Source organism: Aliivibrio thorii, assembly GCF_057368585.1.
In genome coordinates this window covers 1,186,955-1,204,873 of sequence record NZ_CM170654.1, presented here as the reverse complement: position 1 = coordinate 1,204,873, position 17,919 = coordinate 1,186,955, and the positions used below count along the sequence as shown (strand labels likewise).

Below are 17,919 nucleotides of genomic sequence, written 5' to 3'. Positions count from 1 at the left end.
TTTTCCTTTCTGATTAACTTTTATTATTTAGAAATGGTACCTCATCCCCTTATTCTGTTCTACAAATACTCAAATTAGCACCGAACTGATTTATCTATAACCTAAAATACAACCGTTATTCCATTTGATTATATATGATAACTTTTATTACTTATCTTACCAATAGCCTTACCGTTATTATGCCTTTAAATACAAAGGGCTTGTTTCAAATAAATACAATAACGAGCGCACTAACATAAACAGGAAAAGCAGTATGTCATTAGCCGTTATCATCAATTTGATCGTCTTTATCGGTCTTATCTTCTTTCTTAATACCCAACAGCGCAAAGAATATACGCTGTCTCGCCTTGTTCTTATTGGTTTAATTGCTGGTAGTCTTTATGGTTTAGGTCTTCATGTCATTCATGGAGAAGGCAGTACTGTAATCAAGACTACTCTTGATTGGGTGAATATTGTTGGTAGCGGTTATGTTGGTCTATTAAAAATGGTTATCATGCCATTAGTATTAGTCTCTATGTTCTCTGCGGTTGTTAAGCTCGATAAATCAGGCTCTTTAGGAAAAATTAGCGGCGTTACTATTAGTGTACTTTTAGTCACAACAATGATCTCTGCCTTAATTGGTATTGCAGTAACTCACACTTTTGGTTTAACTGCGGAAGGCTTAACTGAAGGCGCTCGTGAAACGGCTCGTGTTGCGGTGTTAGAATCTCGTATCAGCACGGTTAGTGATTTAACCATTCCTCAAATGCTTGTCAGCTTTATTCCCACAAATCCATTTGCTGATTTAACAGGTACTCGCTCAACGTCTATTATTGCGGTAGTCATCTTTGCTATTCTTGCTGGTATCGCTGCTCGTAAAGTAAGCCAAGAGAAAGAAGAGTTAGCAGGCCCAATTAATACTTTTGTAGACGTAGCTCAATCTATTGTGATGCGTTTAGTTAAAATGATCATGGCACTAACCCCTTACGGTATCTTGGCGTTATTAACAAAAGTAGTCGCAACCTCAAATGCGGCGGATATTTTAAATCTACTTGGTTTTATTATTGCTTCTTATGTCGCTATTCTTCTTATGTTTGTGGTTCACGGTTTATTGGTTTCATTTGTTGGTGTGAACCCGATTGATTACTTTAAGAAAATTTGGCCTGTATTGACGTTTGCATTTAGCTCTCGTAGCTCTGCTGCAACAATCCCACTAAACGTTGAAGCGCAAATTACAAAACTTCGCGTTCCACCTGCAATTGCAAACTTATCAGCAACATTTGGTGCTACGATTGGTCAAAACGGTTGTGCAGGTATTTACCCTGCAATGCTAGCAGTAATGGTTGCGCCAACAATGGGGATCCCAATTGATGCTCACTTTATTCTGTCTTTAGTTGCCATTATCACGGTGAGTTCATTTGGTATTGCAGGTGTCGGTGGCGGTGCAACATTCGCAGCTCTTATTGTACTTCCTGCAATGGGCTTACCTGTAACAATTGCAGCTCTACTTATCTCTATCGAACCATTAATTGATATGGCTCGTACGGCACTAAATGTCAGCGGTGCAATGACCGCAGGTACAATTACAAGTCGAGTGCTTGGTGAGAAAAGCACGGATGAACAGGTAGAAAGTGCACAAGCGTAAATAAAAATACATGTTCTAATCGTAAAAAGGAAGTCGACATGACTTCCTTTTTATTCTGTAAAAAATGAATACTTCATTTTCATTAATACCAAAGATAATGAAATAAGCATTAGATAAACTAATCTTAAAAAACAATTTTACTTGCTAGAAATAATAAAAAAATGACCTATAATGCGCGCCATACAAAGACGAAATATCTCGTCTTATTACTAAATTAAAGGGTGACGCTGCTATGGCTAAAAAAATCATAACTAAAATCGCAACTGCTTATCAGCGTTCATTTGTTGAACTATACAAGCGCGATAATAAATAAAGTCGATTGAATCAAACGAAAAAAGGAGCTAATCAGCTCCTTTTTTAATGTATCTATTAAATAACCTATTACAATCTATAATATTTTTAATGCTAATTGCGCAAGGTTATATGCATCAACATAACCTGAGTGCTGTCTTCCTTCCCACTCAATATTAAGCTCTTCCATTGCTTTTCGCTGACCCATTCTTTCATTTCTCTTACGTGATTTAATTCGATAAATCGTCGCTAAGTTAATAAATTCAACAAATGGAAACTCAATATCTTTCGCTTCACATTCAGCTTTTAAGATCAGTTCATCGTGACCCCAAGCCGCATAAATTTTATTTGTGCCACCAAAGTTTTTAATCATAGACTTCAATACACCAGCTAATGGGCGGCCTTGCTTTTCAATTTTACGCGGTGTAATACCCGTTAGCTCTACACAGAAAAGAGAAATTTCATCATACTCTGGTTTTACATAATATTGAGCACGTCTAACAACTTCACCTTTAGTTAAATCAATCTCAGCTAACCCAACTTCAATGATCTCCCCTGTTGTTCCTTTACCGTCGACATTCCAACAACACATTTCTAAATCAAAGCAGACGATACGATTAAAGTTCATGGAGATCCTTGGTACTCAAATAAAACGGGAGCGCTATTCTACCTAATCAAAGAGAAGAGCGCGATACTATAAAATTTAACTGCTGAAAATTTATTCGTTGATTGTGACTTGATTACGCCCCATTCCTTTACTTTTATACAAAGCCTGATCCGTCACTTTTAATAACGCTTCCAATGTTTCCCCCTTCCAAAGAGAGGCACCAAGGCTGATCGTTTGATTAATTTCGTAACCATCAAGTTGAGTCGGCGATTGAGCGACAAGTATATGAATCTCATTTGATATTTTAGTTAGCTCTTCTATATTTTTATTCTTAATCACAATAGAAAACTCATCGCCACCAAGACGAGAAATATGGGCGGTATCCCCCAACATATCAGTAACCAGTTGGCTAATGTGGCACAACACTTCATCTCCTTCAGGGTGCCCATAAGAATCATTGATTTGCTTAAATTCATCAATATCAAAACAAAGCAAAGCAAACGGTGTGCTTTCTGCAATATAACGATTCATTACATCTCGTATTGCTCTTCGATTTAATAAACCTGAAAGGTCATCATGCATCGCCATGTAATGTAGTTCTTTGGTTCTTATTTCTAATAAATTTTCTATACGACGTCTATCACGAGTAACAATTGAAGTTAGTGTCGCTATTAAAACCGAAATAGTGAATACACCAAAGAACATCCAAACTAAAGTAAGTCGTTGATATTCGGTTAATGTGTTATTCGTTTTATACTCAATTTCCCAAATGCGCCCTTCAATATCGATACTCGTCGTGTAATCAATACCACTAAAATCGTTCCACGTTGCACTTTCGTACATAACAGGGTCATCTTCTGTATCAAATCCAGTATCAACAATGCGAACAACAAGCTCTTCACCTAACGATGTTGTATCCACTAAACGCTCAAAGTAACTGGTAATTCTGATTACCCCAACCATGACACCTTTTAATGATGCCTTATCGTCAGTAAATACGGGATGATAAACTAACATACCTGTTTTAGGGCTATCTTGATCTATTAGACTGTCTTGTAATAAACGGACTTTATCAGAGACGCTTGGTTGGCCCGTTTTCAAGAATTCATTAACCACGCGTTGAAAACGCTCTCTTGATGAATAAAAGCCGATAAGTGGAATATTCTTAGGGTCTCTGGGGAAAATATCTGTCGCAATATAAATTGGTTCATTTTGAGGCATGATATAGCCGTAGGTTTTAGTTCGGCCTTCAGGAACAGTGTAAAGCTTTGCTAAAGGATAGTTTTTATTTATTTCAATTAGATGCTTTTTAATGCCGCTTTTTTCAACTTTTTCCATCCACTGGAGAGAAACCAAACTATTCGTTCTTAATAATAAGGAGCCTGCAAATAGTGGAAACTGAGCCCAATCTTTTTTATTACTAACTTGGTAGAAGTTTGCTCCGGCACCAATAAAGTCGACATCTTTTTCTATCAATAAAGAAAGCAAGGCTGATTGTCTATCAGCCTCTTTATAAAAGTTCTTCTGGTTATTATCCAAATCAGATAAATAAACGAACCTCATACTTAATAAACCTAGAGATAGGGCCAGTAAAAAACTGGTTATTACATAAAAGTAATTACTCTTAAACACTTTCTTCCCCACTCATTGATAACTGTTTAATTCTAATCAAATTTTAAAACTAACGAAACTAAAAGACTCCAATTTATTTTTATTACATAAATTTAGTCGATTATGCTCAAAATTACATCATTTAGCCTCTATTCCTTAACTAGAAAACGCTTCTTTTTCTCTCTTATCCCTTGAATATGCTACTATTCACCACAATTTAGTTAAAAACGTTTGGTGTATTACACCCCAAAATATAGAGAATTAATTATGAATTTTGACGTAAATGCTATTCCTTCTACCTTCGATTTAGGTCATATCGTCCTATTCGGAACATCTGCTTTATTCGTATTACTTTATGCTATGAAAAAAGGCAAAACTGTAGAAGTTGAAAAGATTGTTGAAATTGAAAAAGAAAAGATCGTTGAAAAACCAGTTGAGAAGATTGTCGAAATCGAAAAAGTGGTTGAAGTAGAAAAGATCATTGAGAAAATCATCGAAGTTGAACCAAAAGTAAAAGCCTCAACACCTGAATCTGCTCTGCAATTATTATCTCTTTTACAAAAAGAAGCGCGTTTTATCGACTTTATGCAAGAAGACCTTAAAGGCTTTGCTGATGCAGAAGTTGGCGCAGCGGCTCGTGTTATTCATGAAGGTGGCCAGAAAGTATTATCCGACTACTTCACTCTTACTCCAGTTCGTACTGAAGAAGAAGAATCTCGATTAACTATTCCTGCTGGTTTTAATCCATCAGAAGTTCGCCTAACAGGTAATGTAGTAGGTGAAGCTCCATTTAACGGCACACTTATCCACCGTGGTTGGAAGGTAGCCGAAGTGAAACTGCCAAAACTGGCTGATGGTTATGACGCAAAAATCGTTGCTCCAGCAGAGGTTGAACTATAATGGAACAAGCTAAATACAGCATTGGTATCGATTTAGGTACAACTCACTGTGTTCTTTCTTATGTGGATTTATATGATAAAGATGCAAGCGTTCAAGTGATGCCAATCCCTCAATTAACCGCTCCTGGGCAAGTTGAAGAGAAATCACAGCTGCCTTCTTTCATGTATCAAGCGCATGACGCTGAACTATTAGAAGGTGACACAAGTCTTCCTTGGACAACCAAACCAAACGCGATTGTAGGTAGCATTGCTCGCAATCTTGGCAGCAAAACACCAATCCGCTTAATTGCGAGTGCTAAAAGCTGGTTGTGTCATGGTGGCGTAAACCGTCGTGAAGCATTTTTACCGCTAAATAGTCCAGAAGAAGTGAACAAAGCATCACCTCTTGAAGTAACAAAACGTTATTTAGAGCATCTTCAGAATGCATGGGATTTTCAAAATCCTGAACACCCTCTAAATGAACAAGACATTACCGTTACGGTACCGGCATCGTTTGACCCTGCTGCTCGTGATTTAACGGCTGAAGCAGCAAATAACCTAGGCTTCCGTAACTTAACGCTTTTAGAAGAGCCACAAGCGGCGGTTTATAGCTGGATTAAAAACAACGGCGATTCTTGGCGTGATCAAGTTTCGATTGGCGATGTGATTCTAGTTGTCGATATCGGTGGCGGTACTACCGATTTATCTTTAGTTGCTGTGACTGAAGAAGAAGGAAACTTGAGCCTAAACCGTGTTGCGGTGGGTGATCATATTCTTCTTGGTGGCGACAACATGGATTTAGCCCTAGCTTATCGTTTAAAAATGAAGCTAGCGCAGGAAGGTAAGCAACTGCAACCTTGGCAAATCCAAGTAATGACACATGCGTGTCGTGATGCTAAAGAAGCCCTCCTTAATGATTCAGAGTTACGTGCTGTCCCAATTGTGGTTCCTAGCCGTGGGTCTAAATTGTTAGGTGCGACACTGCAGACTGAACTGACTCAAGAAGAAGTACAGCAAACATTGGTAGAAGGTTTCTTCCCTGTTGTTCCTGTTACTGAACACCCTGTTCAATCAACTCGTGGTGCACTGACTCAAATGGGTCTACCTTACGCACAAGATGCAGCAGTAACTCGTCACCTAGCTAGCTTCTTAACTCGTCAACAAGCGGCAACTGATGACGTATTTGGTCAACAGAATGACGCTGATTTTATTAAGCCTACTGCAATTCTTTTAAACGGTGGCGTTTTAAAATCAAACCTTCTTGCTGAGCGTTTACTGGGCATTATAAATGACTGGTTAATTGATGCTGAAGCAGAAGATGCAAAACTGCTTGAAGGTCTAGATCTTGATTTAGCGGTTGCTTCAGGTGCTTCTTACTACGGTTCTGTTCGTACTGGTAACGGTGTTCGTATCCGTGGTGGTATCGCATCAAGCTACTATGTTGGTATCGAAAGCTCTATGCCTGCGATTCCAGGAATGGAACTACCAATGGAAGCGCTGTGTGTTGCTCCATTTGGCATGGAAGAAGGCTCTCATGCTGATGTTCCTAGCCAACAATTTGGTTTGGTAATTGGTCAGCCGGTGCAGTTTAAGTTCTACGGTTCAACGACTCGTCGTGACGACCAAGCTGGTACACACTTGGATTTCTGGATGCCAGAAGAGCTAGAAGAGTTACCTGCAATTCAAGTGACGTTACCTGTAACTGAAGGCCGCACAGCAGGTGAGGTTGTTCCTGTTCGTTTAGCGTCTAAAGTGACAGAACTTGGTACTCTTTATCTTGAAGCCATTGCTGCTGATAGCGGTGAGAAATGGCACGTTGAATTTGATGTTCGTGAAGCGTAATTTGGATATTATTCTTCGCTAGTTGCGCATCTTAAGAGTTCAGTCACCGTTATGGAGGCTGAACTCTTTTACTATATGCCCCTATATTTTATCGCTGCCGCTTTCTCTTTTATTGCAGCTTCAATGGAGTTTCTATGAGTTCTTCTAATCGTTATTTAATTGGTATTGATCTTGGTACTACTCACACTGTTGTGGCTTATACTGATATTTCTCTTGGTATTGAAACTAGCCCAATTGAAATCTTCAATATCGACCAATTAATTGGACCGGGTGAAGTTGCTCGTAAACCCCTACTTCCATCATTTCGTTACCATGCTTCACAAAGCCAAATCACTGAAAATGACCTAACACTGCCTTGGAATGTAAAAGCGATTGATGGTGAAATAAAAAACGCAATCATTGGTGAGTGGGCACGTGAATTAGGCTCAAAGGTAGAAGGTCGCCAAGTCGTCAGCGCTAAGAGCTGGTTATCTCACACTAAAGTCGATCGCACTTCCGATATTCTGCCTTGGGCAGGTGCAGAAGATGTTGAAAAAGTATCACCTATTGTAGCGAGCGCCAGTTATTTAAACCACGTTCGTCAGTCTTGGAATTACCACCACCCTGATGCGCCAATGGAACTTCAAGAAGTGGTTGTTACGGTACCCGCTTCGTTTGATGAGAGTGCTCGTTCATTTACTATACAAGCCGCAAAACTGGCAGGTCTTGATAAGATCATTCTATTGGAAGAACCACAAGCCGTTTGTTATGACTGGTATCACCATAATCAAGACACTGCAAAAGACATTCTAAAGAACATTCCGTTAATGGTGGTGTGCGATGTAGGTGGCGGCACTACCGATTTAAGTTTAATCCAAGCGCATTTTAATAAAGACGAATTAGCTCTTGATCGTATCGGCGTGGGTGATCACCTAATGTTAGGTGGTGACAACATTGATTTAGCCTTAGCGCATTTAGCTGAGCAACGCTTAGACAGCGGTAAGAAAATGACGGCAGCCGCGTTAACCAAACTTATTCAACAAACGCGTAAAACCAAAGAACGTTTACTGTCAGCTAATGCACCAGAATCTGGCCATATCACTCTATTAGGGTCTGGCTCTAAATTATTAGGTGGCAGTCGTAAAGTTGAGTTAACCAAAGAAGAAGTTCATCAAATTGCGCTTGATGGATTCTTACCACTGACTGACTTTAATGACCGTCCAAATCAACGTCAAACCGCTGTTGTTGAATTTGGCTTACCTTACGCTTCTGATCCTGCTATCAGTAAGCACTTAGCTCAGTTCTTGGATAATCATAAAGAAGTGTCAGCAAAAGCACTCGGTTGGGATGATAATGATTTAGCTGCTCATCAAGATCGTGCTATTCCTGTTGGCCTATTATTAAACGGTGGCGTATTTAATAGCCCTCTCCTTGCTGAACGTTCACTTGAATTGATGAACAGCTGGAAAGGTGACACTGTCACTCAACTATCTAACCCTCATCCAGATTTAGCTGTTGCTTATGGTGCCGTAGCTTATGGTAAAGCTCGTCATGGTGCACAATTAAAAATCGGTGGTGGCTCTGCGCGTTCATTCTATTTACAGTTAGAAGAGAAAAATAAACAGCCACAAGGTTTATGTTTATTGGCAAAAGGCAGCGACGAAGGTGAAGAAATTCGTATGACAAGCCGCCGTTTCTCACTAACATTGGGCGAACCTGTTCGTTTTAATTTGCTTTCAACAACAAAAGATCAGCTTGCTACCTCAGGTATGATCACTGAGTTAGCCGATCCAAGTTTTGTTAGCTTACCGCCTTATGTCGTAACACTTGAATCAAGTAAATCAAAAGAAGAATTACACGCAAACCAAAAAGATCGCGTTGAAGTAACCCTAGCCTGTCAATTCACAGAAGTCGGAACCGTTAAAATTGAATGTGTTTCTGTTGAGGACGATTCACAGCGTTGGTTAGTCGAATTTGAAGTACGTAATCAAGCCTCCAATAAAAGTGCTAACCTTGCGGATCAAATTAGCCTTCCTCCTCGTCTACCGAATGCTATAGCAAGTATTAAAGAGGCTTATGGCGGCAGCAAACAAAACCCAAATGCCATTAAAGCCTTTTCTAAAAACATAGAGAAGCTGATAGGTAAACGTGAATCATGGGATTTAATTACCTCACGGGAACTAGCAACCGCATTACTTGACAGTAAAAAACGTCGCCGCCGCTCTGATAAACATGAACAAAACTGGTTAAAAATGACAGGTTTTGCTCTGCGTCCTGGTTTTGGCTACCCTGCCGATGAATGGAAGATATCTCAAGCATGGGAAACCTATCAACAAGGCATTCAATTCGAGTCGAAACAATCTTGGAACGACTGGTGGACATTCTGGCGTCGTATCTCTGGCGGTTTAAGCCAAGAGCAGCAAGAAACCATTTTGGCTGATATGGCAAAATACCTACACCCGGGCTCTTTGCGTAATCCAAAAACATTAGAAGAGGCCAGTAACAAAAGTTATGAAGCTATGGTTCGTCTAGCTGCTGCACTTGAGCATCTGGATGTTGAAGATAAGACACTGATTGCCTCTTGGGTATTAGGCCATGCAAAAAATGACAACCAACCGCAAGTCCATTGGTGGGCGTTAGGACGTATTTGTTCTCGCTCTCCATTCTATGGTAGTCAGCATAATTTAATACCAGCAACCCAAGTGGCTCAATGGTTACCAACACTATTAGCTCAAGATTGGAAAATACAACCAATGGCAGGTTTTGCCGCAGTTATGATGGCACGATTGACTGGTGATAGAACCTTAGATGTCTCAGATGAACTACGTGAAAGTATTATTGATAAACTGAAGAAGAGTCGCTCTCCACAAAGTTGGATAGATCTCGTCTCTAGTCAGCAAGCATTAAGCGAAGCCGACTCTAAACGACTTTTCGGTGACGCTCTACCAGCTGGGTTACGTTTAATTAATTAAACTGTTGGCATGACAGAAATAAAACAAATGACGCTTTTTGCTTCTTTTTTGTCAAAGCTTCGCAAACTAACTAAAATTGTCTTCAAAAAAGTGATGGATTGAGTATACTGAATTCATCACAATTTTTAGGTAACCTTAATGTTCCATATCGTTATTTTAGCGAGTATGGTGTTACTTTATTTTGTTGGTTGGTTTCGCTTCGGTACTCGAGAATTACGCAATGCAGCCAAGAGGTTTAGTGAAATAATTCCTGCCCCTCAAGAGCTAGTTATTGAATGGATTATGTATAATAAACAGATATTGGATATCAATGAGTTTCAACGTTTTATCATCCATTTAAATAGAGCAAGCACTGAAGATTTAAAAGCAGAGCTAGATAGTTTTTCACATTATCTTGAAATACACGCGCCAGAGTATGTAATCTCAAGAATTCATTCTTAATGGCTATCACTCACCAATTGAAAAAGGCTCATAGTAAATGACTATGAGCCTTTTTATTTTAACTTCAGAATAAAATTAGCTTCGAGACCCTAATTTTACTTTGCCTTTTGAATTAAACCACAATGCTTGTGACTTTTTCTTGCCAATCAATATTGGCAAATCATCATAAAATAAGAAGTTTTTCCACGTTTGCTTAAACGTACCCCATGAAGTTTCAATTACATTGTATTTTTCATAACAAAAGTAAACCGTAACATCATCAGCCCAATCAATGAACTCTAACACTTCTTCTGGTAATTCTTCGTTGTCGCTATCCCAGCGGTGCTGCCAATCAATTTCATTTTCCCATGAGCTTTTCTTCATAGGCCATTCTTTTGAACCAAAATGATCTGCAGTTGGACTGTTCGCACTAATAAAATCATTCCAAACTTGAGCTGACTTTGCTTGGGTAAATGGTTTAATTAATGATAATAATGCATCATCAACGGGCATTGATTGATGAGTAAAAATCCATTTGCGGTTGTATTCATCTAACGGTAAATAGCTCATAGTTCATTCTGTATTTAAGGCATGTATCCCTATTCTATCGTCTTTTATTATTAAGCCCAAATAAGAATATTTAATCGTGGGTTGATTTTTATCATTTAACCCCTCATTACATTAGTATTGAATAAGAAACTTATACTGATCGCACAAAATAGTCTTATTAGTCTTATTTATCATAACTATAATTATCTGGTTACACATGCCTTCTACTTCTATTTATGTGTAATCACCATTACAAGGATTACTGTATGATTACGCATGTTGGCATATTAGATCAAGACCCCGTTCGTCTCATTACTCCCCTTTTAGATTTATCTGTAAAAGGAGAACACATGGTTTTTATTGGTGATGAAACGCAAAAAGACATGTTCCATCGACTAGAGAGCATTCTTAAATACAAAGGGATCAGTTCTGATTTTTTTGAGATCCCAAACATCGTAGATACCCACATCATTAAAGAATCATTACAAGCACTTGCTGCTGAAATGAAAATTCACTTTAGTGATATAAAATTAAACGCCAGCTGTGGTCTTCGTCACCGTCTTCTTTCTGCCTATGAAGTCTTTCGCTCTTATCATTGGCCAATCTTTGTTGTCGAACCATTCAGTGATAAATTATGCTGGCTTTACCCTGATGGTCGCAAACAAAAACACGTAGCTGATAATATCCGTTTAAGTGATTACCTTGCTATCTTTGGCGCACGCTGTGAGTTTTCTGAATCTGAACTTCCAGAGAGCATTGATAAACGTCTGCGTGAGCTTTGCCAACGCTGGGCAAGTAATGCACTAGAATTAGGCCCAGGTCTTGCTACATTAAACTACTTAGCAACGACTTGTCGTAAAGAACAACGCCTTGATGTTGAGGTGACAGAGAAGCAGCAGAGTTATAAAGAACTTAATATGCTACTGACTGATCTTGTTGAAACGGGTTTAGCTACCTATGAAAACGGCACCTTAACGTTTGATTGCGAAGAAGCACGACGTTTAGCTAACGGTGAATGGTTAGAGATCTTAGTTCATAATACCGTGGTCGATATTCAACAATATTTACCTACGCTTCAAGATCATTCATTGAACGTACAAGTTCACCGTGAAATTGGCGATAAAGATGTTCGTAATGAGCTTGATGTGGTTAGTATTGTGAATAACAAGCTACATATCATTGAATGCAAAACAAAAGGCATGCGTGATGATGGTGATGACACTCTCTATAAATTAGAGTCGTTACGTGACCTTCTAGGTGGCTTACAAGCACGAGCTATGTTGGTGAGCTTCCGCCCTCTACGTAATAACGACATTATCCGAGCGCAAGATTTAGGCTTAGCGATTATTGGTCCAGATGAGTTAGGCGATCTTAAAAAGCATCTTCTCAATTGGTTCTTAGCCGCTGGTGGTCATTAATCATCACCAAAATTATAAATAAACAATAAAAAGGCCATTAATTTGGCCTTTTATTAGCTGCTTCAAACAAAAAATGGCGCTGATTCATTACGAACCAGCGCCATTTTTATATCTATTTATTATCTTCTTTTATAGAAGATTACGAGCAGCTTCAATAACAACTTTAATTGAACGTGCTTCTGTCTCTTTTAGTGTTGCGTGATCTGGTATCTCTTTTTGTGTACGGTTAATGATTACACCCGCAACGCAACCCGCACGTAAACCAGAGCTTGCACACATTGTTAATAATGTTGCTGATTCCATTTCAAAGTTAAGTACGCCCATGTCTTGCCATTCTTGCATAGAACCTTGGAAACGCTTAACAACACGACCTGAGAACGTATCGTAACGCTCTTGACCTGGGTAGAAAGTATCACTTGATGCTGTCACACCGGTGTGAACAGCTGCACCTTGATCAACAACCGCTTTACGCATTGCTGTTGCAACATCAAAGTCAGCAACTGCAGGGAATTCCATTGGAGCAAAGTGAAGACTTGCGCCATCTAAACGAACAGAACCAGTAGTCACAATCATGTCACCTACATTTACATGCGGTTGAATTGCGCCTGTTGTACCTACACGTAGGAAAGTACGAACACCCAATTGCGCTAGCTCTTCAACAGCAATTGAAGTCGATGGACCACCAATACCCGTTGAACATACTACAATTTTCTTGCCATCTAGCTCAGCTAGGTACACTGTGTATTCACGGTGGCTTGCTAGAAATTTAGGGTTTTCCATTTGCTCTGCGATTTTTTGAACACGCGCTGGGTCACCAGGAATGATCGCCATTTCTGCACCTTGAAGATCTGCCTGTGTTACGCCTAAATGGAATACTGCTGCTGTCATGGTTAGCTCCTTGCGATTGTAGGGTCGCGTTAATTTAATTAGTTATAATTGATTCGATGAAGTTACTTTACCCAAACACCCCTTGCATTAGTGTGATTAAGATCCCGAAAGGAATGTTGATAACATACACTCTTGCAAGGAAAACCGATTGGCATCACAGAAAAATGAAAAGGCGTTCAATATCTGAACACCTTTTTTAGACTCTACTCACTTATTTATCGCCCGAATTATCCTATTTCTCTTTAAAGCGTAACAAACGAAGTGCATTCAAAGTCACAAGAGCTGTTGCACCGCTATCTGCTAATACTGCAACCCATAAGCCCGTAATACCAAATAAACTAGTGACTAAGAATACCGCTTTTAAACCAAGCGCTAAGGTAATGTTCTGGCGAATATTACTTAGTGTTGCTTTTGATAACGCAACCATTGGTGCTAACTCTTCTAAACGGTTATGAGTTAATGCTGCATCTGCTGTTTCAAGAGCAACATCTGTCCCTCCCCCCATAGCGATACCAATAGAAGCTGTCTTCATTGCTGGCGCATCATTAATACCATCACCAATCATTGCCGTTTTAGACTGTGCTGTTAATTGCTCAACATATTTCACTTTGTCTGAAGGCAGTAATCCTGCCTTGTAGTCAATATTTAACTCTGTTGCAATTGCTTTGGCTGCTCGCTCATTATCACCTGTCAGCATGATTGGTTTGATACCTAATTTAACTAGTTTCTCAACGGCTATTTTCGCATCTGGACGAAGTTCATCACGCCATGCAAGTAACCCTGATATCTGCTCATTAATTAGTACCAGTACCACCGTTTTTCCTTGTTGTTCTAAGAATGCAACTTGGCTTTCAATTTCAGGAACAACTTCACCGTCAAACTGCTGAGGTGCATAAAGTGCGATTTGTTTTTCATCAACAAATCCTTTGATCCCTTTACCTACAACTGTTTCACGATCACTCGCTTCAATTACTGTTAAGCCTTGTTCTTGCGCCTTGATAACAACGGCTCTTGCCAGTGGGTGCGATGATCCCATTTCAACCGCGGCTGATTGAAAAAGAATACTCTCTTCTGTTTCTGCTTCCAGCAAAACACGAATATCAGTTAACACCGGTTTACCTTGCGTTAAGGTCCCCGTCTTATCAAAAGCAATATTTTGGATATGACCTAACTCTTCTAATGCTGCGCCACCTTTAATTAAGGCTCCACGTTTTGCTGCAGTCGCAAGACCTGAAGTAATCGCTGCTGGTGTTGATATCACTAATGCACAAGGACAAGCGATTAATAGCATCGCTAAACCACGGTAAATCCAAGTATCCCACGATTGACCAAACATCAATGGTGGAATAATGATAACTAATAAAGAAAGCAGCATCATCGCAGGTGTGTACCAACGACTAAACTTATCAAGAAAACGTTCTAACGGTGCTTTACGTGATTCCGCTTCTTCAATCAAGTGCAGAATACGATCTATCGCATTCTCACCTTGCGCAGAAGTGATCTCGATTTCAATGACACGATCATTAACAATCGATCCAGCCATTAGTGGATCATTTGTTCTTTTATCAACAGGAACAGATTCACCAGTTAACGCACTTTCATCAAACGAAGCAAATTCAGAAAGCAAAACAGCATCAGCAGCTAAGCGATCTCCAGGGGATACTTGAACTTTATCGCCTACATTTAATTCTGATGCAGGCACTTCTTCTTTAGTTCCATCACTCTTAATTCGAATCGCAGTATCTGGCACTAAGTCCATTAATGCTTTAACACCGCTTCTTGCTTTGGCTGACGCATAGCCTTCTAATTGTTCACCTAACATAAACAATAAGATGACCATCGCCGCTTCAACCGTTTCTCCAAGATAAACAGCACCAATTGCAGCTACTGTCATTAGAGTTTCAATTGAGAATGGTGACCCATTTATCGCTAAACGAATTGCTTTACGTCCAATTGGAATTAATCCAAATAGACCTGCGATAGTAAAGGCGATGGTACCTAACTCTTTATTTACTAAATTAATACCCGTTGCGATAACTAAGAAAGCAACTAAGGTTAATAACAATATATTCTTTTTCCAAAACGGCTGATCTTCATTCTCTGATGTGTTTTTTGAACCTATGTCAGATAACGGAAAACCCGTCGTTTTCGCGACACTAATCACTTCTTCAAAGACGGATTCAGAATGTGTTCTCACCGTTAATTTTTCAGTCGCAAAAATAACATTAGCATCGGCAACATCTGGAATTGCAAGAATCGCTTTTTTTAACTTAGCTGCACAACTTGGACAGTCCATCTCTGCGATCAACCAACTTCGCGAGAAAGTCGTCGTATTTTTTTCTGTGGAAAAAGTCGAAACTAAGGGGTCTGAATCTCCTGGTTCAGAGCTGCAGCATGAATCCGATTCATTATTATCAATATTACTGCAACACCCTGAAACGGCGCTTTCAGCCTTAATCGCTGTAATTTTTGGCGCAGCACAACATGAACTTGATGGGTTATGTTTATGCTCGTGCCTATTGGTTTTTTTATGAGTTGTACACATGAGATGATCCTTTCTTATTGTTAGGTATTAATTTACTCTCAAGATTAACTATAGACCTTAGAGTTAACTCCAAGGTCAAGAGTAATTTTATTCAGATATAAAAAAAGACACCTAAGTGCCTTTTAAAAGATAGATTAGAGAAAAGATTATTAAACTGGGTGCTTAAAGCAATGTCCAATCGATTCACTTATCGCTTGCAATACATTACGTCGAGTAATAATACCTACCAATTTCCCATTCTCTACTACAGGGTAAATTTTAGGTTTATTTTCAGTCATATTTTGCGCTAAATCGATGATAGTATCTTCTGGAGTTACCGTAAGTACCTCCTTTCTCATTACATCACTAACAACATGTGTATCTTGACAATGATAACTAACACCAAGCAGTGACTTAATCAAATCTTGTTCTGAAATAAAACCAATCACTTCTTTTTGTTCATTCACTACCGGACCACCGATATGCTGCGAAGTAATAAATTGATCTAAAGCCGCTGCTAATGACATATCCGCAGTCAAATAAAGAGGTCGTGCGCTCATGTATTGTTTTACTTTTTTATTTTCCATCATAGCTCCCTAACGTGCTATCAATCAGTTTTGATAGGTTAAGTGTGGACCATTTTTGAAAAAATGCGAAATCACTCTTTCCTATCTCTGTGATGGATGAAACCTATTAAGACAAAAAGAAGATAAATTTATGAACTACCTAACAATACATCAATTAATATTTTCTTATTTTGCTCAACAGAAGACATTACATTTTCATAACCAGCCGTATTATTAGTTCTTTCCATTCGGTGTATAACTGCTAAGCATTGCTTAATGTTTTCTGGTGCTTTCATTAAATTCTTCCCTTTTAGGGTTAAAGTAAGAAGCATATAATTTAAGTCTGATGAGTATGGGTATGTTTGACCAATTTTAGTCAATTGCGCGCTATTATCATCCGCTGATTTTTGAGCTCTTAGCCATTGATAAACTTTATTCAGCTTTTGGAAATGAATCATTGATTGCTGTAACAATAACGGCGCGCTTTTTTTCAAGCCTGCCTGATCAAAGACTTTGTACAAAGCAACACACAGTTTAACTTCACCAGCCATGGCTAGAACACCGAAGGTCGCTACTCTAAATTCATCAGAAGCAACTTTGCGTTCAGATAAGAAACGATGATAGCAAGTCGCAGCAATCGCTTTTGCTTTATAACGCTTCCCTTGCTTAAACAACTGACGTGCAATGAATATATTAATATAACCTTGTAATTCATCGCGCTTATCCATTGATATACGCTTTTTCAACGTCATGACCAATTGCCCAAAGAAACGTCGATATTGCTCTTTATTAAGAGTAATTTTCGATTTATAAATAATATCAGCAATATCCATAATCATTTTATTTAATGTTACTGGACTGATCCCGATATGATAAAAACGCTTCATCACCATATTATGCAGTAATGCTGATTTGTTATTTTCAATAATAAAAGTTAAATAAGAATAAAAAGCATTATCGTCTTTTGGGTTGTTTTCATATGCATTAGATAACGAAGATTGAACCTTACTTGGTTGCTTTGCCTCGACATAAATATCAGCCAACATTAAGTTAGCTTGAAATAAATATTTTTTTGAGCGCAATAACAATTCAAGTACTGGAATTGCTTTCGGCTTTTCAACAATTTGACAGTATGCCATCAAATTTTGCGGCATAATTTCGCTTTTATCATGACGTTGGTATACTTTTTTAAACGTTAAAAAATCTTTGGCTTTAAACAACTCTTCTAACGTCATATTAAGTAACATACGATTTTTATAAGTACCTGGGTATGTTTGAGCTCGTTTAATAAATGCCGATTGTGACCCTTTTACCTCTCCAATTAATTTCTCAATTAATAACGTAAGGTTAAACGATTTTTTAATTAATTCATCAATATAGCCAAAGTTAATTGGACTATTTACAATAAAATCAGGAAAGAGTTCTCTAGCGTTAATGTCATCAACTTGAGAGTCATCATTATCGATATCAACAATGAAAATTGGACGTTTACCAAATTTAGCTTTCTCGCGCGCGCGAACAACTATATCTCGAATCACTTCATGCTCGGCATAGTGATATTCAATAAAATAGTAGTCATAAACAGGCAGATCTGATGTTTTCATACTGACATTAAAGCTATCAGCACTTTTAAATCCAGCTTTTTGAAAAAATTGACGGATTTGAGTACTACGTTCTCGTTTTTCAGTAAAAACCAAAACATTCATTTGTGGAATACGTCTAATAAGTTCAGCACTGCTCATTTATATAA

At 38.7% G+C, this 17,919-nt stretch carries 13 protein-coding genes; 6 read left to right on the top strand and 7 right to left on the bottom strand.

Features of this window, described 5'->3' with window-relative positions:
- Nucleotides 1-253: 253 nt before the first annotated feature.
- Nucleotides 254-1,624, top strand: coding sequence for an L-cystine transporter (locus AC2IP4_RS05485; protein WP_375322609.1), 1,371 nt, complete (start codon nucleotides 254-256; stop codon nucleotides 1,622-1,624).
- Between the two features lie 388 nt (nucleotides 1,625-2,012).
- Here AC2IP4_RS05485 and AC2IP4_RS05480 read toward each other — a convergent pair whose 3' ends face one another.
- Together AC2IP4_RS05480 and AC2IP4_RS05475 are read right to left on the bottom strand one after the other, a co-directional pair.
- Nucleotides 2,013-2,543, bottom strand: a complete 531-nt coding sequence (locus tag AC2IP4_RS05480; protein ID WP_105054931.1) for a 3'-5' exonuclease — start codon at nucleotides 2,541-2,543, stop codon at nucleotides 2,013-2,015.
- A gap of 90 nt (nucleotides 2,544-2,633) precedes the next feature.
- Nucleotides 2,634-4,085: a sensor domain-containing diguanylate cyclase gene (locus AC2IP4_RS05475; RefSeq protein WP_486306558.1), complete on the bottom strand. Its 1,452-nt coding sequence runs from the start codon at nucleotides 4,083-4,085 to the stop codon at nucleotides 2,634-2,636.
- 315 nt (nucleotides 4,086-4,400) lie between these two features.
- On the opposite strand from AC2IP4_RS05475, the gene AC2IP4_RS05470 reads away from it, so the two are divergent.
- From AC2IP4_RS05470 to AC2IP4_RS05455, 4 genes are all read left to right on the top strand, one after another.
- Nucleotides 4,401-5,033 (top strand): DUF2760 domain-containing protein, encoded by a 633-nt coding sequence (locus AC2IP4_RS05470; protein WP_486306559.1) that lies wholly within the window; start codon nucleotides 4,401-4,403, stop codon nucleotides 5,031-5,033.
- The gene (locus AC2IP4_RS05465) at nucleotides 5,033-6,853 is read left to right on the top strand and encodes an Hsp70 family protein (RefSeq protein WP_486306560.1); all 1,821 of its coding nucleotides are present in this window, start codon (nucleotides 5,033-5,035) and stop codon (nucleotides 6,851-6,853) included. Before AC2IP4_RS05470 ends, AC2IP4_RS05465 begins: the two co-directional genes overlap by 1 nt.
- Nucleotides 6,854-6,987: 134 nt before the next feature.
- Complete coding sequence (locus AC2IP4_RS05460) at nucleotides 6,988-9,804, top strand: Hsp70 family protein (RefSeq protein WP_486310631.1); 2,817 nt, start codon at nucleotides 6,988-6,990, stop codon at nucleotides 9,802-9,804.
- Between the two features lie 138 nt (nucleotides 9,805-9,942).
- Nucleotides 9,943-10,245, top strand: a complete 303-nt coding sequence (locus AC2IP4_RS05455; RefSeq protein WP_486306562.1) for a hypothetical protein — start codon at nucleotides 9,943-9,945, stop codon at nucleotides 10,243-10,245.
- Nucleotides 10,246-10,320: 75 nt separating this feature from the next.
- On the opposite strand, the gene AC2IP4_RS05450 is transcribed toward AC2IP4_RS05455, so the two are convergent.
- Nucleotides 10,321-10,794 carry a DUF2947 domain-containing protein gene (locus AC2IP4_RS05450; protein ID WP_375322613.1) on the bottom strand — a complete coding sequence of 158 codons (474 nt, stop codon included), beginning with the start codon at nucleotides 10,792-10,794 and terminating at the stop codon, nucleotides 10,321-10,323.
- 245 nt (nucleotides 10,795-11,039) lie between these two features.
- Between AC2IP4_RS05450 and AC2IP4_RS05445 the strand changes: the two genes are divergently transcribed.
- A complete protein-coding gene (locus AC2IP4_RS05445) occupies nucleotides 11,040-12,191 on the top strand; it encodes a DUF1887 family protein (protein WP_375322614.1) in 1,152 nt (383 codons plus the stop codon).
- Nucleotides 12,192-12,320: 129 nt separating this feature from the next.
- Here the strand turns inward: AC2IP4_RS05445 and udp are convergent, their stop codons facing one another.
- The 4 genes from udp to AC2IP4_RS05425 form a co-directional block, all read right to left on the bottom strand.
- Nucleotides 12,321-13,079: a uridine phosphorylase gene (gene udp, locus AC2IP4_RS05440; RefSeq protein WP_130045612.1), complete on the bottom strand. Its 759-nt coding sequence runs from the start codon at nucleotides 13,077-13,079 to the stop codon at nucleotides 12,321-12,323.
- 232 nt (nucleotides 13,080-13,311) lie between these two features.
- On the bottom strand, nucleotides 13,312-15,624 hold the full coding sequence (locus tag AC2IP4_RS05435) for a zinc/cadmium/mercury/lead-transporting ATPase (protein ID WP_486306563.1): 2,313 nt from the start codon (nucleotides 15,622-15,624) through the stop codon (nucleotides 13,312-13,314).
- Nucleotides 15,625-15,773: 149 nt separating this feature from the next.
- Nucleotides 15,774-16,190 carry a CBS domain-containing protein gene (locus AC2IP4_RS05430; protein WP_105054940.1) on the bottom strand — a complete coding sequence of 139 codons (417 nt, stop codon included), beginning with the start codon at nucleotides 16,188-16,190 and terminating at the stop codon, nucleotides 15,774-15,776.
- Between the two features lie 128 nt (nucleotides 16,191-16,318).
- Nucleotides 16,319-17,911, bottom strand: a complete 1,593-nt coding sequence (locus AC2IP4_RS05425; protein ID WP_375322616.1) for a hypothetical protein — start codon at nucleotides 17,909-17,911, stop codon at nucleotides 16,319-16,321.
- Nucleotides 17,912-17,919 lie beyond the last annotated feature (8 nt).